Annotated in this window: 22 protein-coding genes; 11 read left to right on the top strand and 11 right to left on the bottom strand. The window is 73.8% G+C overall.

Translation table 11 applies throughout. From position 1 onward, the window contains the following. The first annotated feature begins 713 nt into the window (after positions 1–713). On the top strand, positions 714–1,478 hold the full coding sequence (locus tag O4J56_RS20120) for an SIR2 family NAD-dependent protein deacylase (protein ID WP_270687722.1): 765 nt from the start codon (positions 714–716) through the stop codon (positions 1,476–1,478). Positions 1,479–1,516: 38 nt separating this feature from the next. Here the strand turns inward: O4J56_RS20120 and O4J56_RS20115 are convergent, their stop codons facing one another. Beyond that, on the bottom strand, positions 1,517–3,133 hold the full coding sequence (locus tag O4J56_RS20115) for an FAD-dependent monooxygenase (protein WP_270687720.1): 1,617 nt from the start codon (positions 3,131–3,133) through the stop codon (positions 1,517–1,519). Between the two features lie 136 nt (positions 3,134–3,269). Between O4J56_RS20115 and O4J56_RS20110 the strand changes: the two genes are divergently transcribed. Then, positions 3,270–4,037 carry a TetR/AcrR family transcriptional regulator gene (locus O4J56_RS20110; protein ID WP_270687718.1) on the top strand — a complete coding sequence of 256 codons (768 nt, stop codon included), beginning with the start codon at positions 3,270–3,272 and terminating at the stop codon, positions 4,035–4,037. 107 nt (positions 4,038–4,144) lie between these two features. On the opposite strand, the gene O4J56_RS20105 is transcribed toward O4J56_RS20110, so the two are convergent. Further along, positions 4,145–4,723 (bottom strand): PadR family transcriptional regulator, encoded by a 579-nt coding sequence (locus tag O4J56_RS20105; protein ID WP_270687717.1) that lies wholly within the window; start codon positions 4,721–4,723, stop codon positions 4,145–4,147. Positions 4,724–4,839: 116 nt separating this feature from the next. Between O4J56_RS20105 and O4J56_RS20100 the strand changes: the two genes are divergently transcribed. From O4J56_RS20100 to O4J56_RS20085, 5 genes are all read left to right on the top strand, one after another. Continuing rightward, the gene (locus tag O4J56_RS20100) at positions 4,840–5,352 is read left to right on the top strand and encodes a hypothetical protein (RefSeq protein WP_270687716.1); all 513 of its coding nucleotides are present in this window, start codon (positions 4,840–4,842) and stop codon (positions 5,350–5,352) included. 176 nt (positions 5,353–5,528) lie between these two features. Then, on the top strand, positions 5,529–5,612 hold the full coding sequence (locus O4J56_RS32140; RefSeq protein ID WP_408639144.1) for a cittilin family RiPP precursor: 84 nt from the start codon (positions 5,529–5,531) through the stop codon (positions 5,610–5,612). Positions 5,613–5,704: 92 nt separating this feature from the next. Next, positions 5,705–7,018 carry a cytochrome P450 gene (locus tag O4J56_RS20095; RefSeq protein WP_270687715.1) on the top strand — a complete coding sequence of 438 codons (1,314 nt, stop codon included), beginning with the start codon at positions 5,705–5,707 and terminating at the stop codon, positions 7,016–7,018. Beyond that, positions 7,006–7,647 (top strand): sulfotransferase family protein, encoded by a 642-nt coding sequence (locus O4J56_RS20090; protein WP_270687713.1) that lies wholly within the window; start codon positions 7,006–7,008, stop codon positions 7,645–7,647. The genes O4J56_RS20095 and O4J56_RS20090 overlap by 13 nt, the downstream gene beginning before the upstream one ends. 148 nt (positions 7,648–7,795) lie before the next feature. Further along, the gene (locus O4J56_RS20085) at positions 7,796–8,953 is read left to right on the top strand and encodes a beta propeller repeat protein (protein ID WP_270687711.1); all 1,158 of its coding nucleotides are present in this window, start codon (positions 7,796–7,798) and stop codon (positions 8,951–8,953) included. A gap of 316 nt (positions 8,954–9,269) precedes the next feature. Here O4J56_RS20085 and O4J56_RS20080 read toward each other — a convergent pair whose 3' ends face one another. The 3 genes from O4J56_RS20080 to O4J56_RS20070 all read right to left on the bottom strand — a co-directional run bounded on the left by O4J56_RS20080 (position 9,270) and on the right by O4J56_RS20070 (position 11,749). Beyond that, positions 9,270–10,535, bottom strand: coding sequence for an MFS transporter (locus tag O4J56_RS20080; protein WP_270687709.1), 1,266 nt, complete (start codon positions 10,533–10,535; stop codon positions 9,270–9,272). Positions 10,536–10,597: 62 nt separating this feature from the next. Beyond that, entirely contained in the window at positions 10,598–10,939 is a 342-nt protein-coding gene (locus O4J56_RS20075) for a MerR family transcriptional regulator (RefSeq protein WP_270687708.1), read from the bottom strand. A 333-nt stretch (positions 10,940–11,272) separates the two neighbouring features. After that, positions 11,273–11,749, bottom strand: coding sequence for a nucleoside deaminase (locus O4J56_RS20070; RefSeq protein ID WP_270687706.1), 477 nt, complete (start codon positions 11,747–11,749; stop codon positions 11,273–11,275). Between the two features lie 177 nt (positions 11,750–11,926). Between O4J56_RS20070 and O4J56_RS20065 the strand changes: the two genes are divergently transcribed. Further along, entirely contained in the window at positions 11,927–12,688 is a 762-nt protein-coding gene (locus O4J56_RS20065) for a DUF6882 domain-containing protein (RefSeq protein WP_270687705.1), read from the top strand. Between the two features lie 78 nt (positions 12,689–12,766). Here the strand turns inward: O4J56_RS20065 and O4J56_RS20060 are convergent, their stop codons facing one another. Next, positions 12,767–13,840 carry a DUF2207 domain-containing protein gene (locus O4J56_RS20060; RefSeq protein ID WP_270687703.1) on the bottom strand — a complete coding sequence of 358 codons (1,074 nt, stop codon included), beginning with the start codon at positions 13,838–13,840 and terminating at the stop codon, positions 12,767–12,769. An 84-nt stretch (positions 13,841–13,924) separates the two neighbouring features. Further along, positions 13,925–17,239 (bottom strand): NACHT domain-containing protein, encoded by a 3,315-nt coding sequence (locus O4J56_RS20055; RefSeq protein ID WP_270687701.1) that lies wholly within the window; start codon positions 17,237–17,239, stop codon positions 13,925–13,927. 195 nt (positions 17,240–17,434) lie between these two features. Here O4J56_RS20055 and O4J56_RS20050 point away from each other — a divergent pair, with 195 nt between their 5' ends. After that, positions 17,435–17,833, top strand: a complete 399-nt coding sequence (locus tag O4J56_RS20050) for a VOC family protein (protein WP_270687699.1) — start codon at positions 17,435–17,437, stop codon at positions 17,831–17,833. A 66-nt stretch (positions 17,834–17,899) separates the two neighbouring features. Here O4J56_RS20050 and O4J56_RS20045 read toward each other — a convergent pair whose 3' ends face one another. Then, a complete protein-coding gene (locus O4J56_RS20045; protein ID WP_270687698.1) occupies positions 17,900–18,571 on the bottom strand; it encodes a uracil-DNA glycosylase in 672 nt (223 codons plus the stop codon). A gap of 839 nt (positions 18,572–19,410) precedes the next feature. Between O4J56_RS20045 and O4J56_RS20040 the strand changes: the two genes are divergently transcribed. Further along, positions 19,411–20,142, top strand: a complete 732-nt coding sequence (locus O4J56_RS20040) for a DsbA family protein (RefSeq protein ID WP_270687696.1) — start codon at positions 19,411–19,413, stop codon at positions 20,140–20,142. A 337-nt stretch (positions 20,143–20,479) separates the two neighbouring features. Here O4J56_RS20040 and O4J56_RS20035 read toward each other — a convergent pair whose 3' ends face one another. After that, entirely contained in the window at positions 20,480–20,803 is a 324-nt protein-coding gene (locus O4J56_RS20035) for a hypothetical protein (protein WP_270687694.1), read from the bottom strand. Positions 20,804–21,147: 344 nt separating this feature from the next. Between O4J56_RS20035 and O4J56_RS20030 the strand changes: the two genes are divergently transcribed. Then, entirely contained in the window at positions 21,148–22,914 is a 1,767-nt protein-coding gene (locus O4J56_RS20030) for a protein kinase domain-containing protein (protein WP_270687693.1), read from the top strand. Between the two features lie 39 nt (positions 22,915–22,953). Here the strand turns inward: O4J56_RS20030 and O4J56_RS20025 are convergent, their stop codons facing one another. Further along, on the bottom strand, positions 22,954–23,655 hold the full coding sequence (locus O4J56_RS20025; protein ID WP_270687691.1) for an MgtC/SapB family protein: 702 nt from the start codon (positions 23,653–23,655) through the stop codon (positions 22,954–22,956). A gap of 110 nt (positions 23,656–23,765) precedes the next feature. Beyond that, positions 23,766–25,556, bottom strand: coding sequence for a glycoside hydrolase family 15 protein (locus tag O4J56_RS20020; RefSeq protein ID WP_270687723.1), 1,791 nt, complete (start codon positions 25,554–25,556; stop codon positions 23,766–23,768). Positions 25,557–25,797 lie beyond the last annotated feature (241 nt).

Genomic DNA, 25,797 nt, shown 5'->3' with positions numbered 1-25,797 from the left:
CCCTCGGCGATGATCTCGACGAAGGTGCTGTCAAAACCGCCAGGATGACAGCACCCTCGTCGAGATCATCGCCGGGCAGGGGCGCACCGGGCCGAAGGCCGCCACGAACACGGGCCACCACCGCCCCACCCTGCCGGGCCGCCCACCCGCACCGCGGGGGACCCGCCGCCCGGCAGGCGGGGCCGGGGGACCGCCCCGCTTGTGCCGTCGCCGCCCTTTACGGTGACCATGCACACGCGCCGCACCCGACAGCGCTACCCGATGGGCCGCCGACCTTCCTCGTCGCCGCCCCCACCCCACACCCCCGTGGCCCGCCTCCCGGCCGGGGCCCGGGAGCGGGGTACCTGCTCAGCCGCCCGGCCACCCGGACCGCGAGGGGCCTGCCGCCCGGCAGGCGGGGCCGGGGAACCGCCCCGCTCGCTCCGTCGCCGCCGACGACGTCGACCATCCGCACACCGGACGGCCGACAGCGCTGCGGCGAGGGCCGCCGACCTCCGTCGTCGCTGGCCTTACGACCTTGCGCTCCGGCGGCCCGCCGCCCGGCCGGGGTCCGGGAGCGGGGTACCTGCCGGACCGCCCCTCTGTCTGGATCGTGAGAGGCTCGCCGCTCGGTCGGGGCCGTGGGTGGCACAATGGGCGGCGCCTCGGCGGTGGTGGCGCTGTCCGGCCACCGCTTCGGCTCCCCGGTACCGATCGGAAGGCGGTGGAGACCCATGGCCGACGGACCCTCCCTCGCGGCGGCGGAGACACTGCTCAGCGGGGCCGGGAAGGTCGCCGTCCTGACCGGTGCGGGCATCTCCACCGACTCCGGGATCCCCGACTTCCGGGGGCCGCAGGGCGTCTGGACCAAGGACCCTGCCGCCGCCGCGATGTTCGACTACGACACCTTCATGTCCGACGCCGACGTCCGCCGCAGGGTGTGGCTGATGCGCCGCGACCACCCCGCCTGGGACGCCGAGCCCAACGGCGCCCACCGCGCACTGGCCGACCTCGCCGCCTCGGGCCGCCTGCTCGGCCTGATCACCCAGAACATCGACGGCCTGCACCAGGCGGCGGGCGTTCCCGATGACCGCGTCATCGAGGTCCACGGCACCATGCACCGGGTGGCGTGCATGTCGTGCGGGCTGCGCACCCCCACCCCTGAGGTCCTGGCCCGCCTGGACGAGGAGTCGGACCCGCGCTGCCTCGCCTGCGGCGGGATCCAGAAGGCGGACACCATCTCCTTCGGGCAGATGCTCGACCCGGAGGTGATCGAGGCCGCCACGGCCGCCGCCGAGGAGGCGGAGGTGTTCATCGCCATCGGCACCTCCCTCACCGTCCACCCGGCGGCCGGCCTGTGCGACGTGGCCTTGAGCGCCGGGGCCACCCTGATCGTCGTCAACGCCGAGCCGACCCCCTACGACGAGGCGGCGTCGGCCGTTCTGCGCGACCCGATCGGCGAGGCGGTCCCGGCCCTGGTGCGTGCCGTGGCGGTGTGACGTGGGCCGGGCCCGCGGGTGGCGTGCCCGCGGCCCGGTCAACCGTCGGTCCGGCACAGGACCGTCCGCAGTGCCCGCTCCAGCTCGTCGGCGTCGGCCGGGGAAGCGGTCCGCCAGGCGATGAAGCGGTCCGGGCGCACCAGCGTCGCGCCGTGGGACGGGATGCCGTACAGCGTCCGCCACCGGCCCTGCGGGTCGACCAGCCCGCGGCCCGAGCCCGGCACGCCCACCACCTCGGCGCGCAACGGGACGCCCAGCACCTCCGCGGCCCGCTCGGCGGCCTCCGCCCACGCAGGGTCCTCGGCCAGCAGGACGAACCCCCGCCCGAACAGGTCCAGCACCGGCAGCGGCTCGCCGTCCCGCTCCAGCCACACGTGCGGGGCGTGCGACCCCGGGCGGCCCGTGGGCTCGGCCGGGTCCTCGGTCGGCGCCCCGTCGTCCCCGGCCTCGCGCACCACCGCGCCCTCGGGGACGCGGTGGCCCAGCAGCAGGCGCTCGGGGGAGACCTCCTCGGCCTCGGTGCCGTCGGCCAGGTGCGGGGTCTGCCGCCGCACCATGTTCGCGTACTGCTGGTCGGCCACCATCTGACCGTGCGGCCGCCGCTCGGCGTCGTGCGAGGCCAACAGCCCCTCGCCCGCCCAGCCCTGGACCACCGCCGCCAGCTTCCACGCCAGGTGGAACCCGTCCATGACGGCGGTGTTGCCGCCCTGCCCGCCGTGCGGGGGCATGGTGTGCGCGCAGTCCCCGATCAGGTGCACGCGCCCCTCGCTGAACCGGTCGGCGACCACGTGCGCGGTGCCGGTGAGGTCCTTGGCGACGATCTTCACGTCCAGGTCGGGGATTCCGGCCGCGATCCGCACCTGTTCCGCGCACTCGGCGTCGGTGTAGTCCTCGGCCTCCTTGCCCGAGGCCGGGTCGTGCCCGAAGGCCAGGGCGTAGCGGCCGGGGGTGTCGGTCGTGGTGAACGCGCCCCCGCCGCCCGCCATCCGGGGGTTCTGCAGGTAGTACAGGCTGAACTCGCGCCCCTGGGTGGCCTCGGCCAGGTCGGCCTCGGCCACCAGCCCGACCGACGTGGAGATCGTGCCGCGCCCGTGCGTGCCGATGCCCAGGGCGTCGCGGATCCCGCCGCGCCAGCCGTCGGCGGCCACCAGGTACCGGGCGCGGACCGCGTACCCCTCCCCGGTGTCCAGGTCGCGCAGGTGCGCGGTCACCCCTTCGCCGTCCTGGTCGAAGGACTCGATGCGCGTGGAGAAGCGGACCTCGGCGCCCAGCTCGCGGGCGCGCCCGATGAGCACCGGCTCGGTGCGCTCCTGGCTGGCCATTCCCATCCGCTCGGGGGTCAGGTGCGACCAGTCGGGCCAGTCCTCGCCGATGATCTCGTGCAGGGGCGGCTCGGTGAGGCTGCGGGCGATGACGATGGGCATGGGCCGGTCGACGTCGAACCCGGCCGCGCGCACGGTCTCGGCGACGCCCGCGATGCGCAGCGCCTCCATCGTCGGCCAGGACTGGCCGCGCGCCTTGGGCTGGTCGGAGGGCCCGGGGTGGCGGCTGACGGCCAGCGCCCGCACCCCGTGCAGGGCCAGGAACACCGCCGCCGAGGCGCCGGCCAGGCCGGCGCCGACGATCAGGACGGGGGAGTGCTCGGTACGTGTCATGGCGGGACCTCGCGATCGGTGCGGACGTCGAAGGGCGTCGAAGGGCGGCAATGAGTGCCGATGGAGGGCGAACAGTGTTCGTCTACGAACACTGTTCTATCTACGAACGGTGTTCGTGGCAAGTACGCTGTTCGTCATGAGCACCTCTCCGTCCGCCGCCGATCCGGCCGATCCCGGCGCCGCCGCCGTCCCCCCGCCGCCGTGGCGCAAGGCCGCGCGCCCCTCGTCGCGGCGCCCGCTGAGCACCGGGGCGGTCGTGGAGGCGGCGCTGCGGATCATGGCCGAGGAGGGGCTGGCCGGAGTGACGATGCGCCGCGTCGCCCAGGCCCTCGACACGGGCCCGGCCTCGCTCTACGCCCACGTGCGCGACAAGCAGGACCTGCACGAGCTGATGCTGGACGAGGTCTTCGCGGACGCCCCGGTCCCGGTCCCCGACCCGGGGCGGTGGCGCGAGCAGCTCCGTGAGCACACCGTGGCGCAGGTCCGGGTGCTGCTGGACAACCCCGGGTCGGCTGAGATCGCCATGCGGACGATGATCCCCACGACGCCGCGGCTGATGGCGCAGATGGACGCCCAGATCGGCATCCTGCGCGCGGGCGGGATGACGCCCGAGGAGGCGGGGGCGGCGGGCGACCTGCTGGCGCTCTACGGCACGGCGTTCGCCTTCGAGCAGGAGCTGCACGGCGGCCCGGGGCAGGCCTCCGGGGCGGAGGACGCGGCGCGCAGGATCGGTGAGATCACCGGCTATCTCCGGTCGCTGCCCGAGGGGGTGTTCCCGCACCTGGCGGCGCTGGTCGGAGGCATGGCGCCGGGGCGCGGCGACCCCATGCGGCACTTCGAGTACGGGCTGGACGCGATCATCGCGGGCATCGAGCGCGCGGCCGGGCGCGAGTCCGGCACCTGACCCGAGCGGCGGGTGTCGCAGGGCGGTGCCGTAGGGCGGGCGGCGCACGGTGCTCAGGGGCCGACCCGCCCCCTGGGCGCCGCGCGCCGCCCGCCGCCCGAGCCCTCTCAGGGGGCGCCGGCGGCTCCCGGTGATCTCTTCGGCGGGACGCCGGTGATCTCCTCCGGCAGCCCGTCGAACCACGCCAGCACCGCGCGCTCATACTGGATGCCGAAGCTCAGCGTCGCCACCGCGTACGGGTCGCTCATGTCCGCGAACTGGTCCTCATAGCGCGCCAGTCGGCTCTTGTGCACGGCGCGGTGGTGTTCGACCGCCGCCACCAGGTGCTCGCGCGGGATGTGGCGGCCGAGCGTCAGCATCAGCAGCAGCGGGAACCGCACCGCCTCCTCCGCGGGAAGGACCGCGCTCCAGTCGGCGAACGCCTTGCGCCCGGCCTCGGTGATGGCGTACGGGCGCCGGTCGCGCTTGCCGCGCTCCAGCTCCTCCACCAGCCCGGCCCCTGCCATCGACGACAGCTCCCGGTACACCTGGCTGCGCGTGATCGACCAGAAGTCGCCCATCAGGTCCTCGGCCGCGGCCACCAGGTCCCACCCGGTCATGGGGCGCTCGTGCAGGAACCCCAGCAGCGAGGCGGCCGTGTTGTTCAGTCCGTGCGGCGCGTCCTTGGCCGTGCGGCGTCCGTTCATCCGAAACCCCCTTGACAGTCCACTGTGTCAGGTCCACCCTGTGGGGGCAACATTCCACAATGGACTGTCGGCGGCCGCGCCCCGCTGCTCCGCCCGCCGACCCGTCGGGGGTCCCCATGCACACCGTCCTTCTCACCCTGCACATCGCCGCCGGAACCGTCGGCCTCGCCGCGGCCCTCGCCGCCCTGGCCGCCCGCAAGCGCCGCGGCCTGCACACCGTCACCGGCCGCGTGTTCGGCGCCACCGTGGTCGTCGTGGCCGCCACGACCTACGGCCTGCTGCCGTTCGCGCCCGACATGTGGTGGCTCGGCATCGTCGCCACGGCCACCCTCGCCGCCGTCGCCGCCGGGGTGCACCTGGCCCGGCGCAAGCCGGTGCCGCACTGGTTCCGCATCCACCTCGTGCTGATGATGTCCGCGGTCATCGCCTACGTGACCCCGGTCGCCGTGCAGTTCGCCGACGGGAACATCCTGGCCTGGATCCTGCCCACGGTCATCGGCTCCCCGCTGATCACCTACCGGTCGCTCGTCGCGGCGCGCGTCCTGCCCGCCTGGCACCTGGCCCTGATGCCCTGGCGGAAGGCCGATGGGCGGAGGGCCGATGGGCGGCGGCGGGCCGTCCGCGCCTAGGACGTGGGGCAGAAGGGAAGGGTGGTCCAGCGGTCAGGCGATGCTCACCTCTGCGTCATGGCCGAGCATGCGCCCGTTCACGTAGGTTGACCGCGTCGTCCGGGCGGCCCCGCCGCCCGCACGGCGACACCAGTCCGGGCCGCGAAAGGCCCGGACGCGAGTGGAAAGGGTCATCTGTGAAGAGAGTCGCCTACCGCGTCGCAGCCGCCCTCGGGATCGTCGACAAGAAGCGCCTCACCCGGCCCTACATCTACTACTGATCACCCCTCCTTCCGCTGATCCGCGGCGCGCGGGCGCGTACGGCCCGCGCGCTGCAGCCTTTCCCCGGCAGCCGCCCGCAGCAGGAGGTGGAATGACCCAGGCCCGGCCGTCGCCGACCCCGCGCGACCGCCGGCCGCCCGGCCCCTCCGGCGGCGACGGCGCGGCCAACGCGGCCGACTTCGCCGTCGACCCCCTCGGCTTCCTCACCGGCGCCGCCCGCGACTACGGGGACGTCGTCGCCCTCACCTCCGGCAACGTCCTTCTCGTCCACCCCGACGACGTCGGCCGCGCCCTCGTCGACCGCGACCGGGACCTGGTCAAGGTGCGCCCCGGCGAGCGCCGCCGCGGCGGCACCGGCTTCCCGCTGGCCATGATGAACAGCGAAGGCGGGGACTGGGCGCGCAAGCGCCGCCGCCTGCAGCCCGCCTTCCGCAGCGAACGCCTGGCCGGGCTGCGGACCCACGCCCGCGACGCGGTCGCCCGCACCGTCGGCTCCTGGGCCGAGGGCCGCACCATCGACGTCCACAAGGAGATGTCCCGGCTGGCCATGCGCATCGGCGCCGTGCACATCGCCGGGCGCCCCCTGGGCGGCGAGGCCGACGCGCTCGCCGACGCCGTCGCCGCCATCATGCGCCTGACCTCCAGCCCCGTCCGCCTGCCGACATGGGTGCCCACCCCCGTCAACCTCTCCCTGCGCCGCGCCATGCGCGCCCTCGACGCGTCCCTTCAGCGGCTGATCGAGGGCCACCGGCCCGACGGCGGCGCCACCGCCCTCGGCCGCCTCGTCGAGGAGCGCCCCCGCGCCCCCTTCCCGGAGATCCGGGACGAGCTGGCCACCCTGCTGATGTCGGGCTACGAGACCACCGCCGACGCGCTCACCTGGCTGGTGCACTGCCTGGGCACCGCCCCGGAGGCCGACGAGGCGCTCGCGGCCTCCGCGCGCGGGGCGGGCGCCGACGGGTACGCCGCCGCCTGCGCCAAGGAGGCCCTGCGCCTCTACCCGCCGGCATGGGTGATCAGCAGGGAGGCGGCCCGGCCGGTCGAGTTCGGCGGCTACCGCCTGCCCGCCGGGACGGTCATCGGCCTCAGCCAGTGGGTGACCCAGCGCGACGAGCGCTGGTTCCCCGAGCCCGACCGCTTCCGTCCCGAGCGCTGGCTGGACGGCGCCGGCCCCGGCCACCGCTACGCCTACTTCCCCTTCGGCGCCGGGGCGCGCGGCTGCCTGGGCGCGTCCATGGCCCTGAGCGAGATCGAGGAGGTCGCCATCGCACTGCGCTCGCACGTGCGCTTCGAGCCCGTCGACCCCGGAGGTGTGCGCCCCCGCCCCGCCCTGGCCCTGCAGCCGGTCGGGGTGCGCGCCCGCGTGTTCAAGGAGCACCCGCGAGGGGCCCAATGGTCGCGGTGATCGGGGCCGGATTCGGGCGGACCGGCACGCTGTCCCTGCGCACCGCCCTGGGCCTGCTCGGCTTCGGGCCGGTCTACCACATGAAGGAGCTGTACGACCGGCCCGAGCGCCTGGCCGCCTGGCGCGACGCCGCCGAGGGGCGCGAGTCGGCGGCCCGCGCCGTCTCCGGGTACGGGGCGGCGGTCGGCTGGCCCGCCTGCGCCTTCGTGGACGGGCTCGTGCGGGCCTTCCCCCGGGCCAAGGTCGTCCTGACCGACCGCGACCCCGACGGCTGGTACGAGAGCGCCTACCGCACCCTCTACCTGAGCCGGTACGACGGGGACGGCAGGCGGCTCCGCCTGGACGGGGACGCCGGACGGGTCGCCGCCTTCGCTGAAGAGCTCATCTGGGAGCGCACCTTCGGCGGCCGGTTCGAGGACCGCGCGCACGCGCTCGGCGTCCTGGCCGACCACCGCGCGCGCGTCCAGGCCGCCGTGCCGGACGACCGCCTCCTGGTGTTCCGCGCGGAGGAGGGGTGGGGCCCACTGTGCGCCTTCCTCGGCGTCCCCGTCCCCGACACCCCCTACCCCAGGGGGAACACCGCGGCCGACTTCCACGCGCGCGTGCGGCGGCGCACCGGCCGCCACTGAAAGCGCGCCGCCGGGGCACCCGATGCGGTGCCCGCGGCGGAAGTATTTCGACGAATCGGCGGATTCTCCGTCCACGCCGCCAACGTGCGACGTGTGGGGCGCGTCATACGTAATGATCCGTATCGCACCAATGGACGGAGAGTGAAGAATGGCGCGTACGACATCCCGACGCAGAGCGGTGCGGCGCAGGGCGGCCACCCCGGCAGCCGCCGTGTCCGCGGTCGCGGCGGCCGCGGCCCTCGCCACCGCCCCGGCGGGACCCGCCCTCGCCGACGAGGGCCCGTGGCGGCAGGTCCACGGGTCGCCCGACGACGGCGGATCGTTCACCGCCGTCGCCGCCGCCGGCCCCGACGCGGTGTGGGCCTTCGGCGACGACAGCGCGCAGAACTCGGGATCCACCTGGATCCACCGCTGGGACGGGGACGCCTGGACCCGCGAGCCCGTCCCCGATGGGTGGACCGTCGAGCCGGACGCCGCCGACGCCTCCGCGGAGGACGAGGTGTGGGCGGCGGGGAGCAGCCCCGAAGGGGACGCCGTGGTGCTGCAGTACGACGGCGAGTCCTGGACCGCACCGGAGATCGACCCGGCGCTGGTCCCCACCGACATCGCGGCCGTCGGCGACGGCACCGCCTGGATGCTCTCCCGGTCCGTGGACGGCTACGACCGCGCGGCGTTCTTCGACGGCGAGATCTGGAGGGACTACCCCGCGCCCTCGGTCTCCCAGGCGGTCGCGGCGGCCGGGCCGGACGCGGTGTTCGCCGCCGGGATCCGGGACGGCATGCCCGCCGTCGACCGGTGGGACGGGGAGCAGTGGAGCCCCATGGAGGTGCCCGACGTGGACGTGCCCCCGGGCGAGTCCGACGCGGTCTTCACCGACATCATGGCCCGCTCCGCCGATGATGTCGTGGCGGTGGGCCACATGTTCTGGGTGGACGGGGACGAGAACCACCACTACCGGCCGCTCCTGGCCCGCTACGACGGCCAGTCGTGGTCGGTGGAGACGGGCGACGAGTCGGGCACCTATGACAAGGTCGCCGACGACGGCGACGGCGGACTGTGGATCGTGGAGAGCGGGTGGAACCCGACCATGGTGCACATCGCCGCCGACGGCACCGCGACCGAGCAGCCGCTGTCGGACGAGAAGTACGACCTGTCCACGGGGGCGGTGGACACGGTGCCGGGTGGTGGCGCCGTGCTCGTCGGCACCGCCTTCGAACAGGGCGACCCCGACGTGTTCACCGACTACGGGTTCGTCTACGGCACGGGCTCCTGGGCCCCCGAGGGCGCAGGAGCCCCAGGAGCCTGAGGCCGGTCGGCGGATGCGCCCGGTGCCGGGCAAGGGGACGCCTCCTGAAGCGCGATACCGGTGAGGACCGCCGGAGGCCCTGTTCCCACGACAGGGCCTCCGGCGGTCCCGGCGCAACTCAGGCACAACTCAGGCACAACGGGGTCGCCCTGGATCGGCGTCGCTTCTGACGCTCCTCCCCACGCCGACGGGACGGGGCTGGGCGACCTGAACGGCCGGGGACACATTCACAAGCGTGTCCCCGGCTGAGGAGGAACGGCGGACCGACCCGGACGGGGGCCGGTCCGCCGCCGCCGTTCAACAGAGGGAAGGCGCATTACGGGGCGCATGGGGTCCCAGGCGGGGCGGCCGTGGCGCACTCGACGCCGGTTGCCCCGTCCCCCTCATTCGCCTTGGCCTCATGCGCCGTGGCGGTCCGGGCCGCGGCCACCGCCGGTCGCAGCGCCAGTGCGAACGAGCCCAGCATCAGCACCGCCGATGCGGCCGGAATCCACGGCGCGCCCGCCGCCTCCACCACCGCGCCCCCGAGCGCTCCTGCGGCGCCCGTCCCGAGGTAGAGCGCCGCGATGTTCATCGACATCGCCGTCATTCCGTGCTCCGGCCCCGCCGCCGTGATCACACTTCCCTGCATCGGCGGCGTCAGCGCCCAGGCGTACAGACCCCACACCGCCACGAGGGGGAACAGCAGCCACGCTCCACCCCAGTCGGCCCAGGCGAACACCGCGAGCAGGGCCAGGGCCACCGCGTGACCGCCGAGCACCCCGGCCAGCGCGCGCTGCGGGCCGAACGCGTCCGCCCACCGCCCGCTCAGCACGGCGCCGGCCATCCCCGCCACACCGACGGTGAACAGCAGGCCGGTCAGCACCGCATAGGCGCCGGAGGCGGTCTCGGCGGCGAACGCCGACAGGTAGCTGTAGAACATCAGCCCGCCGGAGGCGGCCAGGAAGGTCGCCCCCACGAGCCGCAGGACCGCCGGAGCGGCCAGGGGACGGAGCCGCTCGCGCAGCGGGGCGGGCGCGCTCCCGGCCACCTTCGGCGCCGACACCCGCAGACCGGCGGCCGCCCCCGCGGCGACGACGGCCACGAAGACGAAGGTCGCGCGCCAGTCCGCCGCCCCCGCCAGCCAGGCGCCCAGCGGAACTCCGCCGATCAGGGCGGCCGTCATGCCCGCCGTGGTGGTCGCCAGGTACCGGCCCTGCCGCCCCTCGGGGGCGGCGCCCGCGGCGGTGGCGAACGCGGCCCCGGTCACGGCGGCAGCGCACAGCGCGGCCGCCACCCGGGCCGCCGCCAGCGCCCAGAACCCGGGCGCGGCCGCGGCGGCGAGGTTGGCGGCGGCGAACAGCGCCAGACCGCCGACCATCACCGTCCGGCGCGGCAGCCGGTCGGCGGCCACGGCCACGGTGGGGGCGCCGACGGCGTAGGCGACGGCGAAGGCCGTCACGAGCTGGCCCGCGGCGCCGACGCCCACCCCCAGGTCGGCGGCGATCGACGGGAGCACCCCGGCGATGATGAACTCGTCGGTGGCCGTCGTGAACAGCACGGCGGCCAGGATGAACAGCCACAGGGGCGGTCGGGTGTGCACGGTCGGGTCCCTGTCCCTCCGGTCGCGGCACCGCGGGCGGCCGGGGGAGGGGGCGGGCGGGGTCAGGCCCCGCCGATGCGCTCCACCAGCCGGTCGCGGTGGCCGTTGAGGTCGGAGATGCGCCGGTCCAGCTCGCCCAGGCGCCGCCGGTAGATCTCCAGGGCGCGGTGGCAGTGCTCGGGGTCCAGGTCCAGGCCGAGGCAGGGGGCGAGCGGGAGCAGGTCGGCGACGGTCAGCCCCGAGTCCAGGAGCATTCGGATGTTGCGCACCCGCCGCACGGCCTCCTCGTCGTACCCCCGCCAGCCGTTGCCGCTGCGGTGGGACTCGATGAGCCCCTGCTGCTCGTAGTACCGCAACGACCGGGGACTGGCACCGGTCCGGTCCGACAGCTCTCCGATCCTCACAGTTGCAATGTACATAGCGGGACGCTAGGACCTGTCACCAGTGTCAACTTCAAGCCGGACACGGCGCCTGTGGCGGAGGACACAGGGGCGGGAGGCCGGCTGCGGCGGCCCGTTCGGGCAGCGGGTGTGCCCCTTCAACCGCGTTCTCCCATGAGGTGCGCATTCTCCAGCACACCGGACGCCCGAACCGCCGGGGCGTAGGACCGGTGTGCTACAGAGGGCGCAGGCGGAACGCCGGGCGGCCCGGGGCCCCAGGAGTGGGCCGGTGGCCCCATCACCGGGTCGGCCACCGGACCGGCGACGCCTGCGACGCCTCAGACGCTCATGCGACGTTCACACGCGGCCGTGGTACCGCAGGTGCAGCCGGTGGACGCGCTCCGACAGTTCCGGGGACGGGCCGTCCACGGCCACCCCCGGGGCGACGTCGCGGATCGGCAGCGGGCGGACCGGGGGCTCCGGAAGGTCCAGGTCCGCGAGCCATCCCATGAGCTGTTCGCTGGAGGCGGCGTACACGATCCGCCCCAGCCCCACCCACGCGTGCGCGGCCGAGCACATCGGGCAGTGCTCGCCCGACGTGTAGACGGTCGCGGCCGGGCGGTCCTCGGGACGCATCTTCTCCGCGGCCCAGCGCGCGAGGGCGAACTCGGGGTGGCGGGTGCTGTCGCCGTCGGCGATGCGGTTGCGGTCCTCGGCCAGGACGACGCCGTCTCCGGAGACCAGGACCGACCCGAACGGCTCGTCACCGGCGTTCAGGGCGTCCTCGGCCAGGTCCACGCAGCGGCGCAGGTGTCGCAGGTCGGTGGCGTCCATGGAAGACCGCCTCTCAGATACATCGGGGTACATCGGGGCTTCGTGGGTGGAAGGGCGGGGCCCAGGTCGGCATTCTCCCGCAAAGGGCGGCCTATGTGCGGGAGGGGCGCCTGTGTGGCGGACACGGGCCGCCTGTCCGATTCGACGCTGTCAGTGGGGGCGCCTAGTCTGCGCGGCGTGTCGAATACTTCCTCTCCTTCCTTCACCGACCTCCTCGACGACGCCGCCTTCCTGTCGCTCGAGCACCAGCTCCACCTGGAAGAGGTCGTCGGCCAGCACAACTGGAACGTCGACCTTCAGGCCCAGCGCTTCCACTTCACCGGTGAGCACGAGCTGACCTGCACCGGCGTGCACCTGCTGGGCAGCGCCGCCCCCGGCCCCGGCTCCTGGCTGTGGGCGTGGGCCAACCCGTCCGGCTACCCCGAGGCGGTCACCGCCCTCACCGCCGCCGTGCGCGACTTCGGGCGCGAGCACGGCATCCCCGAGCTGGCCGAGCCGGAGGTGCCCTTCGGCGCCCTGCCGGGCGCGCCCGACCACCCGCGCGTGGTCGCCGCCCTGATGACCGAGGCGGCCAAGGCGGTCGCCGGCCGCTGGACCTCCTACACCGCCGAAGTCGGCTCGGGCACGCACGCCTCCTTCATCATCGAGCACCCCTCGTTCACCCTCCCGGCCCCGGAGGGGCCGCGGGTCATGCGGACCATCCAGGAGGGCATTTCCGGCCTTCCGCTGAACGACCGGCGCCGGGCGCTGTACTCCTACGGGGTGCGGCGCGGGCTGCAGGCCGAGTTCGACCCGTCGGGCTCCCGGCTCGACCTGGCCGGGTCGGCCTTCCGGGCCACCGTCGAGTTCGACGAGCTCGGCCGCCCCACCGCGATCAACGCGAAGATGTCGGGTGCGGACGGCGAGCAGGGGCCGGAGGGTGCGCAGCCGCAGGGCTGACGACGGGCCGCGCACCGGGCGGGGCCGGGACCGGCGCGGTGGACAGGCCCCACGCGGAGCGCCGGTGCGCGGCCGGGATCAGTCCCCGCCGCCGCCACCGCCCCCGTCGCCCGCGCCGTCCCCTCCGCCCCCGTCGCCCGCGCCGTCCCCTCCGCCCCAGCCGCCACCGAAACCGCCGTAGCCGCCGTATCCGCTGCCGGAGCCACCGGCGGCCCCTCGGCCGCCGCCGAGCCTGCGGACGGGGGAGCGGTCGCCGAAGATGATGAAGGCCAGCACCAGCCCGACCACCCCCAGGCCGAACGCGGTGATCGGCCACATGTCCTGGGAGGTGTCGGCCTCCTCGACGGTAGGCAGCTCCGGGTCGACGGCGCCCTCCGGCAGGACGACGTCGACGCTCATCGCCTGCCCCGGGCCGACCTCGTCATGGGTGAAGGACGCCCGCTTGTCGCCGCTGTCGGCCGACGTGCAGGGAGACCTGCTGCCGAGGTCTCCCGCGTAGCAGTCGATGCCGTCCGGCGCCGCGGGCAGGTCCACTTCGACGTTCACATCGCGCACGGGCAGGGACCAATCGCTGCCCACCGTGTTCAGGAACATGCGGGGGTGGTCCCCCTCCCCGCGCACCATCAGCGTCTCGTAGGTGTAGGCGACGGCGAAGGTGCGCGTGCCGGTGAACGGCTCGTCGGCCTCGCCGATGACGACCTCGGTCACGTTGTCCCGCTCGTCCACCTCGACGGACCGCACGCCGCCGTTGTCGACCACCTCCACGTCCCGCAGCCCGAGGCCGATCTCCCGGGACCCGGAGATGCTGCCGTTGTGCGGCAGCAGGCGGCGGACGGGGGAGCCGTCGCCGCCGAACTCGTAGGTCATCCGCTCGGTGATGCGGACGGTGGCGTCCCGGCCGACGCGCACGTCCACGTCCAGGGAGACGATGGCGCGCTCATCGGTGGAAGCGGCGGCCGGCGCGGGTGCGGCGGGGAACACCGCGAACACCGCCCCGCACAGGGCCGTGGCGGTGGCGGCGCGACGCGCGTGGGGTGCGTGCGGGAGGAGAAAGGGGCGGCGTCCCGGGCCACGCAGGGGAGCGATGCGGCGCCGGGAGGCGGGGGAGGGGAGAGGGACACCGGTGCGGACACGGGGGAGTGTGGAGTCCATGTCTCCTTGGATGCCCAGGGAACCGCTCCGGTTGCCTGCACCGGACGGCGCCCCGGAAGGCCGGTGTCCCTCGGGCGCCGGCCCTTACCAGGCTCCGGAGGCGGGGTTCATTCCCGAGTAGGACCTCCCGCTCTCAGGGAACCTGCTGAAACGGGGCGTTTCTCTCTGTTGTAGTTCCTCCAAGTGATTATTTTGCTCGGTTTCGCCTCCTGTATTAACATCGTTCCCCTTGGCCATATTGATGATTTTCTGGAATATAGTGCTAAATTCTTGGCCCAGGTATGGTTCGAGTCTGGCGAAGACCGAGAGAAGCTCTTTAGGTGCTAGTCTCGGTCCGGTGACAACAGTTTGGAGGTCTAGCAAATAGAGACGGATTATGGAGGGTAGCATCTCTGAAAGGTTCAGTTCACTGAGATCTCGTGGATTCGAGGTGTCGTGCCATGTTTCGATATCATTGGCCGCCTGTTTTAAGGTCAGGAGTTCGATGCGGCCGAGATTGGATGTGCTCAGGAGCCGCTTATAAGCCCTGTAACGCCCCCCAAGATCTTCGTGCAGCGGCTCGGTCCGCAGGCGCAGGATGTCGTGGGTCTCGCTCCATGTCCGCGTCGGCTCGTCCGGATCCGCGTACCAGATCAGTGCCTCTTCGTTCACATAACGCAGCATCGGCGTCATCATCAGCATCATCCGGGCCGCCGTCCCGTTCGTGCGAACGGCCGTGCCCCGCAGGAGCTTCGACGTCACTCCTTCGAAGGACACCGTGATCTCGTACGGATCGATGATGTCGAGGTCCCCCGGCCCCTCGGGGCTGACCTCGAAGCCCAGGCATTCCCCGACGACCACCGGTTCACCCCGCTCGCGCTCGATGGTGGTCGTCGTTTCGCGCCCCAGTCCTCCCGCGTGCCGGATGCGGACCGCGTCCACGAACCCGTGCCACTCCTCGTCCATGAGCCCGCGCCAGATCGTCGCCTGCCGCCGCCATCCGCGCCACGCCATCCGGTCCTCATCCGGGAAGAGCTCCTTGAGGTCGAGCGTCTCCCCGCAGCAGGCCAGCAGCACTACGAGATTCACCGAGTAGGCCGCCTGTCGGTACACCACGGTCGCGCGCCACGGCTCGTACCCCTCGAACTCCTGGGACGGGCGGGCGTACGGCGCCTCGTGGAATAGCGCCAACAGCAGGTCGATGTACTCCGACCGCTCATCCGGGTCCTCCGCGAAGCGCTGTTCCAAGATGTCGTCCAGGAACTCCACCACCGCGGCCCGCGACGTGAACGCCGCATAGGAGGTGATGGCGTACAGCTCCCCGTAGTCCAGGGGCCGCGTGCTCCGCCGCCGCCGAGAACGCTTGAGCTCCTCGCGCCGGTCCTCGACCAGCCCCTCCAGCACGGCGGCCGCGTACCGCGCCACCAGGTACTCGCCGAACGTCGCGTGCAGGAACTCGTACACGCTCGCCGCGCGGTCCCTCGTCTCCGCACGCGACTCGTGCACGAAGAAGAACCGCCCCAGCACCTGGTCCGCGTCGCTCAGCGCGCCGTGGAGGTCGGCCCCCTCGGGGTGGACGCCCGCCTCCGGGAACAGCGTCTCCAAGTCCTTGTCCAGCTCCTCCGACGTGATCGTCTGGCGGTGCCGGGTGAACATCGCCAGCGCCACGACCTCCAGGCGGCGCAGCTCGCCCTCCACGGCCCGCTCCGCCTCCTCGTCGGTGAGGTTGGAGCGGTGCTTGTCGATCTCCCGGTCGGCGAACATCCGGAGGAGTTCCTCGTACAGGGAGGAGCGCGACAGCGCGCCCTCCTTGCCCTGCAGGGCGTTGGCGTCCACGTCGTAGATGAGCAGCATCATCAACAGCAGCGGCTGCTCGGCCAGCTCCCGGTAGGCCAGCACCGACTCCAAGGGAGTCGGGGAAAGGCCCCGGGCGGCGAGGGACTCCTCGTGGGTGTCGTTCCAGATCTCCAGCATCCGCCCGATCTGCGCGGTGCTGAACGGCTCCAGCTTGATCACTGGGCAGTTCTCCGGGAACCGCATCCGCCCGGCGACCACCGTCCGGCTGGTGACGATCACCGCCACCGGCTGCCCGATCGCCTCCTGCCGCCGCTGGAACTCCTGCACCTGCTCCAGGTAGTCCGACCGGTCCACACCGGTGGCCTGGAGCAGCTCGTCGAACCCGTCGAGGATCACGACGGGCAGCGCGCCCTCGGCCGCGTCGGCCAGCTCGCGCCAGGACATCCCCGTGTGCAGGGACGCGCGCAGTCCGTCGTCGATCTGGTCGCTGATCGGTGCGTTCGCCCGGACACCGCGCAGCTCCACGCGGACCGCCATGAAGTCCGACGGCGGCAGCTGCGCGGCGATCATCTCGGTCAGCTTGGACTTGCCCGCCCCCGGGTGGCCGAGGACGGTGATCGGGGACCGCAGGGCGGTCGGCCGCGTCAGCAGCCCGGCGATGACGAGCTGGACGTCGTCGTGGGCGGTCGCGTGCTCCCTCCACCACGCCTCCGAGGAGAGGTTCGTCCCCACCAGGCTCCAGGTGAACCGCCCGCGCGGCGAGAGGTAGCCCTCGGCGGAGGTGGGGACCCCGGCGCCCGCGGGGGCAGTGCGCAGGATGGGCCGGTCGAGCACGGAGCGGTTGAGCGTGGCCAGCTCCTCCCGCCGCCGCCCGGGGGCGGCCCCGCTGGACACCTGCTCCAGGATGGTGCGCAGCGCGGCCAGACCGGTCTCCACCCGCTCCATGCCCGCGTCGGTGCGCCGCTGGGCCTGCATCTGCGCCCAGATGCGCACCTCCGGGACGTCGGCGGCCAGTCCGAGGAGGCTGTCCGCGTAGTTCGCGGCGCTCTTGGGCGCGATCGCGTCGACGTCCAGGCGCGCGAGCACGGCTTCGCGGCCGGCGCCGTCCAGCCGCCCGAAGGCCTCGCTCTGCTCGACGTGCTCCCGCAGGTCCCGGACGATCCTCCGGTGGTGCCCGTAGGCCGTGGGGGACAGCTCGCCCCCGGAGACCTCCAGGACCCCGTCCTCGATCCGCAGCACGTCCTCCTCCAGAGGCCGCACACCGTCGGCGATCTGCAACTGGGACTCGCGGGTGAGCCGCAGGTCCTTCATCGCCAGCGGGCTACCGGGCTCGTCCAGCACCTCCTCGACCGCCGAGAAGAACGCTTCCACCGCGATGATCTTCAGCGCCGCCTCGATGCGCTCCATGCGGGTCATCCTGCTGACACCGGTGATCTTCTCCCGCAGCGGCAGGATCGCCTCACGGCCCTTCTTCACCAGCTCGCTGCGCACCCCGAACAGGTCCGGCACGCCCAGCGCGCCCAGTCCGCCGTCGACCAGCATCTCCGCGAAGTCCAGAAGGGCGGGCTCGTCCCTGCCCAGGACCTTCAGCGCGTCCGCGTAGCTCAACTGCTTCTTCGCCATGTGGGGGGCGGCCTCTCCTCGTCCGGGGGCGACGGGTGCGTTCCGTGTGCGGAAAACGGCTTTCATCCTGTCAGTCCGCGATGCGAGCATGCCACGCAAAGCCCCCTGCCGCAGGGGCTCCGGCCGTCGGCGGCCACGAGGGGCGCCCGGGGGCGGTGCACGGTGCGGCGGGGACCGGACCTTCCTGGAGGCCTCATGCCGTCCTACATCCGCGCCGTTACCTTCGACTGCGCCGACCCGTACACACTGGCCCGCTTCTGGGCCGAGGTCGTGGGCGGGGAGACCGGCCCGGAGAACGCCCCCGGCGGAGACGAGGCGGAGGTGGTCGCGGCGGACGGCCGCCCCGAGCTGCTGTTCCTGCGGGTGCCCGAGGGCAAGGCCGTCAAGAACCGCGTTCACCTGGACCTGGGGCCGCGCGGCATCCGGCGCGAGGACGAGAAGCAGCGCCTGGTCGACCTCGGTGCGACGGTGCTGGAGGACTTCCGCCGCGACAACGGGGGCGGCTTCTGGCTCATGGCCGACCCCGAGGGCAACGAGTTCTGCATCGAGCTCAGCGACGAGGAGATCCCCGAGGTCTACGGCCGGGAGCCCTGACGGCCCCGTTCCGGTGCCCGATGGCCGGCCCGCAGGCGAACGGCCCGGCCATCGGACGGGACTCCGCTAGGGCAGGCGCCAGTCGACCGGCTCGCCGCCCCGCTCCTGCAGCATCGCGTTGGCCCGGCTGAACGGGCGCGAGCCGAAGAAGCCGTTCTTGGCCGACATGGGGCTGGGGTGCGTCGACTCCACGCACGGGACTTCCGGCATCAGCGGGCGCAGGTTGCGCGCGTCCCGGCCCCACAGGATCGCCACCATCGGCTTGTCGCGCGCCGCGAGGGCGCGGATGGCCTGGTCGGTGACCTCCTCCCAGCCCTTGCCCCGGTGCGAGGCGGGCTTGCCCGGCATCACCGTCAGCGCCCTGTTGAGCAGCAGCACGCCCTGCTTGGTCCACGGCGTGAGGTCGCCGTTGGAGGGCTTGGGCAGCCCCAGGTCGTCGCAGTACTCCTGGAAGATGTTGCGCAGGCTGCCGGGGAGCCTGACGTCGGGGGCCACCGCGAAGCTCAGCCCGATCGCGTGCCCGGGGGTGGGGTAGGGGTCCTGCCCCACGATCAGCACGCGCACGTCGTCGAACGGCTGCTGGAAGGCGCGCAGCACGTTCTCACCGGCCGGGAGGTAGGTGCGCCCGTCGGCGACCTCTTGGCGCAGGAAGGCGCCCATCTCCTCGATCTTGTCGGCAACCGGTTCCAGGGCTTCGGCCCAGCCCTTGTCCATGATCTCGTTCAGCGGTCGTCCCATGCGGACAAACCTAGCGACGACCGGGGACCGAATCGGACGGATTCGCCGATCCTGCGGGGCGCGGGGGAGAGTCCGAACCCGGCCGCCGTTCCGGGGAACGGGACCGGGCCCACCGGGGGTCTGAGTCAGATGCGCGGCCCCCGCCCGGGGCGCCCCTCCACGGCGCGGGGGAAGGCCCTGGGCGCGCGAACACCCCTGTCGGAGCGGTTATCGTGGCCCGGCGGCCCTGACGGGGCCGCATACCCGCGACCCCGGAGCATTGCGAGCAGCACGTGAACCAGCAGCCCGACGGCGACCGGAACTCCCAGCCCCCGCAGTACGGCCCCGGGCCGGGTGGGCCCACTCCTCCCGGTGCACCGGCGGGTCCCCCGATTCCCGGACAGCCTGCACAGCCCGGACAGCACGGCCCGGCAGGTCCGCCCGGTCCGCCGCCGGGACAGCAGCCTCCCGGTCCGCAGGATCCCGGGCGGCCGCCTTCCGGACCCCAGCCCTCCGGCTATGGGCCCCCGCAGGGAGCCCCCGGCCCACAGGGCGGGCAGCCCGCCGGGCCGCCGCCAGGAGGACCCGGTCCCGCCGGTCCGCCCCCGGGCGGTCCCGGCGCGCCTCCCGGCCCTCCGCCCGGCGCCCCGCAGGGCGCGCCCCCTGGGCCTCCTGCTGGGCCTCCCGGACCGCCGGGGGCGCCCGGCGGCCCCGGCGCGCCCAACGGCCCCGGCGCGCCCAACGGCCCCGGAGGGCCGCAGCAGCCGCCCTACCCGCCGCAGGGGTATCCGGGCCAGCCGGGCCGGCCGCAGAAGAAGTCCAAGACCGGGCTCGTCATCGGCCTGGTCGCGGGCGGCCTCGTGATCGTCCTGGTGGCGGTGGTCGGCGTCGTCTTCTTCCTGCGCGGCGGCTTCGGCGGCTCCGGCGGTGACGGAGGGGCGGTGTCCGCCGACGGGCTGCAGGTGCAGCAGGACGACGGCAGCGTCGTGCTCGCCGAGCCGGGCACGGACGCCCCCGTCGTCGAGGTCTACATGGACTTCCAGTGCCCGCCCTGCAAGGAGTTCCACACCGAGAGCGGAGGCCTGCTGGAGGACATGGGGTCCGACGGCGAGGCGACCGTGCACTACCGGCCCGTCAGTATGTTCACCACCCAGGGCGGGACGATGGCGGAGAACTCGCTGCGCGCGGGCGCGGCGGCGATCGTCGCCGCCGAGTACGGTTCGTTCCTGGAATACCAGGACCGTCTGTTCGACGCCCAGCCCGCCGAAGGGGAGGAGGGGTTCAGCGCCGAGGAGCTGAAGTCCATCGGTGAGCAGGTGGGCATCGACGACCCGGAGTTCGCCACCCGTATCGACGAGGAGGTGGCGGCGGCCGACGCCGAGGTGAACGGCGCCGGCGCGCCCAGCGGCAGCGCCGTGTACGCGCTCATGAACGCCACCGACGCGGTGATGGGCCGGTACTCGGGCACGGACGCGTTCTCCGGGACGCCCGCGGTCTACATCAACGGCTCGTCGGTCGACCCGTTCACCACCGACCTGCAGTCCCAGATCCTCGATGCCGCCCCCGGAGAGGTCGACACCGAGGCGCGCTGACGCCCGCCCGGGACGGCGGCACGGACAGGCGCGATGGACACCCCCGTGTTGATCTCGGGAAAAACGCCCCTACAAGCGCGGTTTTAGGGGCGAAATTCCCGAGATCAACGGGAATCCGGGCCGGATAGGGCCCGCACCGGCGGGACGCCACAGGACTACAGACAGGTCCTAGGCAGGCTTGGTCCGCCAGGGCCGAGGAGCCGACCGAGTGCAACCGTGTAGAGCGCGGCGATGGTGGCGGTCGCACCACCTGACCGCCCTTCTCACGGTCGGATCGCCGCTCGCGATTCCCGCGGCATGTGCCCGGCGCCCGATGGGCCCCGAAGGCCGGCCCCCGTCACCGGGCACTGATCTGGGCCACCTGCAGCACCCGCACCGTGAAGTGGAAGACGCTCGCCCTGCCCTGCACGTACACCCGGTAGCAGTCGTCGCCGTCCCGCGTGATGATCCGCCCCCGGGGCGACAGCGGCCCCGGCATCGTGTGCGTCCGCGCCAGCTCCAGCGCCGCGGCCTGGGCCTCGTCCCGGTCCTCGTAGGTCCACTCCAGGGTCTCGGCGAGCACCCGCCCGCCCCGCCCTTGGGACTCCTCCACCACGGCCAGCCAGCGGCCCGTGCGCTGCGCGCGGCGCTCCCGGCCGTCGTGCTCCGTCTTCGCCTGCATGCCCGTGCCTCCCGCCCGGTCGTGCCCGGAACCGTGAGGCGCCACTGTGGCACCCCGTCCCCAACGAGTGTGATCCGCATTTTGAACGGCGTATGGCGGATGCCGCAGGGGCCGTCGGTCCCGGGATCGCCGCAGGTGAGGCCGGTGGGCCGGTTGTGGCCGCGCCGGGGAGGCGCAGGAGGCCGCCGCGGGCGCGGGGTATACGGCCCGCCCCGATTGCCGGCCCCGCCCCACGTGCCCCTACCCTTGTGCGGTGCCGCCCCTTCCCCTCCCCGCGTGACCCCCGCCGCGGGAGCGCGGGCGCGGCCCCGACTCCGCACGACCCCGACCCGGTAGGCGCATCCGTGAGTACCGACCTGTTCGTCGGCCCCGACCACCAGCCGGACAAGTACCGCCTGGTCCGCCAGGTCGGCAGGGGTGGGGAGGGAACCCTCCACCTGGCCGAGGTGGTCCTTGCCGGACACACCGAGCCCGTGATCGTCAAGGCCCTCCACGCCGAGATCGCCGCCGACGAGCGGCAGTTCGCCGACCTCAGCGCGCGCTGGGGCGAGCAGGCCGAGCTCCTGCGCTTCATCAACCACCCGGGCGTGGTCGGCATCCGGGAGAATTTCGAGGGCGCCCGCGAGCACCCTCCCGGCGCCGCGAACCCCGCCGACCGCTCCCTGTTCCTGGTCATGAACTACGTCGACGGGGTCCCCCTGCGGGATTGGCGCGCCGAGCACGCCGTCGACGGCCCCGAGGCCGCGGACGCGCTGCTGGCCGGCCTGGAGGGCGTCGGGGACACCATCGACCACCTGCACTCGGGCCGGGCGACCCCCTCGGGCCGCCCGGTCGTGCACGGGGACCTGTCGCCCGGCAACCTCATGTTCGGCGGGGACGGCTCCATCACCCTGGTCGACTTCGGGCTGAGCCGCATCTCGGCGCGCCACGTCACCCGCACGCCCTGGTTCACGCCCGGCTATGCGGCCCCCGAGGTCTTCATCGGGGAGTACTCCGCGGCGACAGACCGCTACGCCTTCGGCGCCATCGTGTTCTTCGCGCTCACGGGACAGGACCCCTACCCGGCCCCGGAGCAGATGCGCGAGGCCTTCCGCGGCCTGCCCATGCTGGCGGGCGCCGACCCGTCCGCCGTCGAGCGCGCGCTGGCGGTGTTCTCCGTCGAACCGGAGGACCGGCCCTCGGCCGCGGAATGGGTGCGCGGGCTGCGCGCGCTGATCACGGGAGCGGGAGGCCCCGCCTACACCCCCGCGCCGCCCGCCGCCGACCCCCGGGCCGAACCCACGGTGCCCGACGAGAGGCGCGGAGGGGGCCGCCCGCGCGGCAGGGACGCCCGCCCCAGGCGCCAGGCGAAGGCGGCCTCCGGTGGCGTACCCGGACCGCACGCCGCCCAGGGGCACGGCGGCCCGCAGGCGTCCGCGAACACCGCGGGGAAGAAGGGCGCGGGCAGGCGCGTGGCCCTCGTCGCGGGTGTCGCGGCCCTGGTCCTGCTCCTGATGGCGGGCGCGGGCACCGCCGGGTGGATGCTCTACGACCGCATGAGCGGCACCGAGGTGCAGGCGGGCGGCGACCCGTCGGCCGCCGGCGGCGGGCGGCAGGACGACGCGCGGTCCGGGAGGGAGAGCCCCTCCCCGAAGCCGTCGGCGTCGGCGTCCACATCGGCCTCGCCCTCGGCGGGCGACGACAAGGACGACAAGGGCGACGGGAAGGACCGGGTCAACTCCCGGCCCGGCGAATCCCTGTCGGCCCGCTCGACCATCCTCCCGGCCTCGGCCTACAGCTCCGGCTCCGCCGACCTGGACGAGGTCCGCTACAAGGAGTCCCTGCTGGTGTCCGGCCGCTGCGGCGCGTCGGTGGCCGAGTACAACCTGGGCCGCGGGTCCTCCGCGTTCGCGGCGACGGTCGGCGTCGCCGACGGCGCCTCAGGGGCGGGGACGGCGCGGTTCACCGTGACCGGGGACGGCGAGCGGCTCGCGTCGGCCACCGCCGGCCCCGGCGAGCCCGCCGAGCTGAACGCGGACGTGTCCGGGGTGCTGCGGCTGCGCCTGACGGTCAAGTGGTCCGGCGACTGCGGCGGCTCCACCGCCGTTTGGGGCGACCCGAAGCTGACCTGAGGCCGCCGCCCGCCGCGGTCGGCACGGGCGGCCGCCGGTTCAGCCCTCCACGTCGTCCGGGTCGGCGGTCTGCACCGACAGCACGCCGTCCAGGGCGGCCAGCGCCGCCGCCAGCGCGGGCGGCTCGGCCCGCCCGACCACGGTCAGCACGAGCTCGATGACGCCGCCGTCGCGGCTGCGGTGGGTGCGCACGTCCCGCACGTCGAACCCGCGCGAGGTCGCCTCGGTGAGGATCCCCCGCAGCGCCCCCTGCCGGTCCCGGTACTCGATCTCGAAGACGACGGTGTCCGGGGCCGAGCGGGTGATGCGCCGGGTCAGGTAGGGGTAGGCGTAGGCGACCAGGAAGTGCATGGCGGTCACCGCCGCCGCCAGCAGCCACAGCCCCGCCCCGGCGGCGGTGCCCACGGCCGCGACCACCCACACGGTGGCCGCGGTGGTCAGGCCGCGCACCACGTCCCGGCGGACGAAGATCAGGCCGGCGCCGATGAAGCCCATGCCCGAGACGATCTGCGCGGCCAGCCGCGAGGGGTCCAGCGTGACCCCGTCCAGCTCCAGCACGTCGCCGAAGCCCCACTTGCTCACCAGCATGAACAGCGCGGCGCCGACGCCGACGAGGGTGTGCGTGCGCAGTCCGGCGCTCTTGTGCTGCAGCTGGCGCTCGAGGCCGATGAGGGAGCACAGCACCAGGGCCGTGAGCAGCGCGAGGAGCTGCTGCCAGCCCTGGACCGACATGTCGAGCATGGGGACGCACTACCCGCGGGGGCCCAAGGCTCACCCCAGCACGGGGCCAAGCGGGGGTCACGGGCGGTGCGGGGCCCGGGCGGCGGGGCGGGCGGCCCCGCCGCGGGCGCCTACTTGCAGCGCCGCAGGCCGTCGTGCTTGGACAGGTTGAGCGCGGTGGTCACCATCGGCACGTGGCTGAAGGCCTGCGGGAAGTTGCCGACCTGCCGCCCGGCCTTGGAGTCCCACTCCTCGGCCAGCAGCCCCACGTCGTTGCGGAGCGAGAGCAGCCGCTCGAAGAGCTCCCGGGCGTCGTCCTCGCGCCCGATGCGCAGCAGCGCGTTGGCCATCCAGAAGCTGCACGCCAGGAAGGCGCCCTCGTCGCCGGGCAGCTTGTCGGCGGTGCCGGCGCGGTCGGTGCGGTAGCGCATGACGAACCCGTCGATCATCAGGTCGTCGCGGATGGCCTCGATGGTGCCCACCACGCGCGGGTCGTCGTAGGGCAGGAAGCCCACCTCGGGGATGAGCAGCAGCGCGGCGTCCAGCTCCTTGCTGCCGTAGTACTGGGTGAAGGTGTTGCGGCCGGCGTCGAACCCGTACTCGCACACCTCGGCGTGGATGGTGTCGCGCAGCGCCCGCCAGCGCTCGATGGGGCCCTCCATGCCGAAGTCCTCGACGGTGCGCACGGCGCGGTCGGCGGCCACCCAGGCCATCACCTTGGAGTGCACGAAGTGCTGGCGCGGGCCGCGCACCTCCCACAGCCCCTCGTCGGGCTCCTGCCAGCACCACTCCAGGAAGTTCACCAGGGAGCGCTGCATGCCCCACACGTGCTCCTCGCGGGGGAGGCCGGAGCGGCGGCCCAGGTCCAGCACGTCCATGACCTCGCCGTAGACGTCGAGCTGGTACTGGTGCACGGCGGCGTTGCCGATGCGCACCGGGCGCGAGTCCTCATAGCCCGGCAGCCAGTCGGCCTCCCACTCGGGCAGCCGCCGCTCACCGCGCACGCCGTACATGATCTGCATCTGCTGGGGCTCGCCGGCCACCGCCCGCACGAGCCATTCGCGCCAGGCGTCGGCCTCCTCGGTGTAGCCGCTGCGGATGAGCGCCTCCAGGGTGATGGTGGCGTCCCGCAGCCAGCAGTAGCGGTAGTCCCAGTTGCGCACGCCGCCGACCTCTTCGGGCAGCGAGGTGGTGGGGGCGGCGACGATGCCGCCGGTGGGGGCGAAGGTGAGCGCCTTGAGGGTGATCAGCGACCGCACCACGGCGTCCCGGTAGCGGCCCTCGTAGCTGCACTTGCCGACCCACTTGCGCCAGAACCGCTCGGTGCGCGAGAGCGACTTCTCGGCGTCCAGGTGCTCGGACTCCTCCACGTGCGAGGGGTGCCAGGTCATCACGAACGGCACCCGCTGCCCGGCGGTGACGGTGAACTCGGCGTCGTGGGCGAAGTTGTGCCCGTCGAGGGGGACGGTGGTGCTGATCCACACCGAGTCCGGCCCGGCGACGGCGGCCAGCTCGGCGCCGCTGCGGCGCATCCAGGGGACGACGTTGCCGTAGTCGAAGCGCAGCCGCAGGGCGGTGGACATGCGCACGGTGCCGCTGACGCCCTCGACGATGCGCACCAGGTGGGGGGCGCCGCCGCGGGGCGGCATGAAGTCGATCACCCGGACCGTGCCCTCATCGGTGGCCCACTCGGTCTCCAGGATGAGGGTCTCGGGGCGGTACCGGCGGGCGGTGGCGGTGGCGGGGCCGTCGGCGGGCCGGATCCACCAGTTGCCGTTCTGCTCGTCGCCGAGCAGCGCGCTGAAGCAGGCCGGGGAGTCGAAGTGGGGGAGGCAGAGCCAGTCCACGGAGCCGTCGCGCCCCACGAGCGCGGCCGTCTGCATGTCGCCGATCAGCGCATAGTCCTCGATCCAGCCGGACACGCGGCTCACCCCCTGGTGTGTAATGAAGATCACATCGTGCGCGGACGTACCGTATCCGACTCCGAGGGTGGTCGGGGGCGCCTGACCGTGCCTCGGTCACCTCGTGCCGCCCGCCGGGTCGCGGCGGGCGGGTCCACCTGCCCGTCGGTGCCGGGACGGGTATCCATCGGTCTTCCCCCGCCGCGTGCGCGCGACGCCTCCGCGCCCGTGCGCCGGGCAGGGGAGGGCATGGGGGGATGGA

Source organism: Nocardiopsis endophytica, assembly GCF_027706725.1.
GTDB classification, from domain to species: domain Bacteria; phylum Actinomycetota; class Actinomycetes; order Streptosporangiales; family Streptosporangiaceae; genus Nocardiopsis_A; species Nocardiopsis_A endophytica.
Note: the sequence above shows the minus strand (reverse complement) of the source record. Positions and strands in the feature narration are given on the sequence as shown.